The organism is Pseudomonas sp. AP19, from assembly GCF_001728855.1.
Lineage (GTDB): Bacteria > Pseudomonadota > Gammaproteobacteria > Pseudomonadales > Pseudomonadaceae > Aquipseudomonas > Aquipseudomonas fluorescens.
On the sequence record NZ_LXJP01000128.1, the window covers coordinates 1 to 1,991 of the forward strand.

Genomic DNA, 1,991 nt, shown 5'->3' on the forward strand with positions numbered 1-1,991 from the left:
TATAGGCGTATTATCCCGCTTGCAAAAACAAATGGCCTGAATAAACTATGGTGACCAAGGTGCTGTTCATCCCTTTTCTTAATACTTTCCTGTGGCGATTTTATTCCTCCTCAAGTCTAGAGGGGCTGATTGCCGCTTGAATGTATTTTTTTGATGAGCAAGCACAGAAAGTAACACTCTAAATTAAAGTAATCCGTCCTGTAGCCGAAGAGTTGTTTGTAGAGATTTTACTGCAAGCAAAAATTCATAGCTTCCAGGCAAAAGTTCGTTTGAGATTTGCAGGCCGCCATAGTGGATGTTTTTTTACTGTGGGCGCGGTTAGAAGTGTCAAGAACGCACCTTGCGCTTTTGGACATGCTTTAAAGGGCATTGGCTACAGGGTTCGCATGACGTTATTTGGAACGCACTGAGCCTGTGGAACCACAGGACTCTTGTATTAGGTAGAAATACCATCAGGTAGAAATACCGAGAGGATTATTGTGCAGAAGAAGTTTGTGGCGTGTGTGCTATTGACCTTGAGCCAAGGGGTCTATGCGGTACAGCTTCCTCCAGGCGCAGGGAGCCAGATACAACAGATTCCCGCTACTCCCACACTGAAAAAAGTGGAGCCGGAAATTCGTGTCGAGCCATCCCGGACTCCCGCAGTCCCTGCTTCGGACAACGTCCGTATAAAGGTCAATTCGCTGCATCTGACGGGGCAGCGGCTCTATTCCGAAGCCGACTTGCTTAAGCTCACGGGCTTCACTGCAGGCAAAGAACTAAGTCTTGGCCAATTGCAGACGATGGCCGCGCAGATTGCCGATTTCTATCACCAGAAGGGATATTTCGTTGCCCAGGCCTACTTGGCAGCCCAGGAAATCAAGAACGGCGCTGTAACGATCACGGTCATCGAAGGCCAATACGGTGCCGTATCGATGCGTAATCAGAGCAATCTTTCCGACCGGTTGGCCAATGGCGCGGTGGACGACCTGCACCGCGGCGATGTCATCCACTCTTCTGCGCTCGAAAGAGATTTGCTGCTGCTGTCGGACACGCCTGGCGTAGACGTACGGTCTACGCTGGTACCCGGCGCATCGGTGGGCGCTGCTGACCTGATTGTCGACGTGACACCTGGACAACGGGTGACAGGCAGCATCGACGCCGATAACGCAGGTAACCGCTATACCGGTGAGTACCGTTTGGGCGGGACCTTGAATATCAACAATCTGGCAGGGCAGGGGGACGTTGCCACACTTCGCGCGCTCTCCAGCTTCGAAGGTCTGGATTATGCCCGCGCGGCTTATCAGATGCAGTTTGGCGAGGCGACGGCTGGCGTAGCCTACAGCCGGCTGGAGTATGAGCTGGGCAGGGAGTTCAGTGATTTACATGCCAACGGCACGGCAAACATTGCCAGTGTCTATGGCAGCTACCCACTGCTTCGTTCACGCCGAAGCAATCTTTATGTACAGATGGGTTTTGATTACAAAACGTTCGAAGACCGAATCGACTTAGTGTCGTCCCACGTCGACAGGAACGCCCAGGTACTGATGACAACGCTGCGTGGCGATCACCGCGATGACTTTGGCGGTGGCGGGATGACGGCGGGTTCCGTGACCTGGTCAACGGGCAACCTTGACATCGAAACTCCAGAAGCACGCTCATCGGATGGTCTTACGGCCCGCAGTAACGGCCATTACGACAAGTTGGGTTTCAGTGTCATGCGATTGCAGCGTGTTACGGATGCGTTTTCGCTTTATGGCGCGGTCAATGGACAAGTGGCCTCTAAAAACCTGGATATCTCGGAAAAGATGTACCTCGGTGGTATAGACGGCGTACGGGCTTATCCCCAAGGCGAAGCCTTTGGTGATGAAGGTTATCTGGCGACCGTGGAAGCCCGATATTTGCTGCCGCAATTCTCTGATCGATGGTTAGGGCAAGTGCAACTGATCAGCTTCGTCGATACCGGTACGGTCACGCTTAATGAAAATCGCTGGGATGACTCGGAAAGAACC

1 protein-coding gene is annotated in these 1,991 nt (G+C 52.5%); it reads left to right on the forward strand.

Translation table 11 applies throughout. The annotated features are described in order from the left end of the window. Positions 1-479: 479 nt before the first annotated feature. Positions 480-1,991, forward strand: a 1,512-nt coding sequence (locus A7D21_RS33895; RefSeq protein ID WP_069553844.1) for a ShlB/FhaC/HecB family hemolysin secretion/activation protein, incomplete at its 3' end; no start/stop codon positions are given.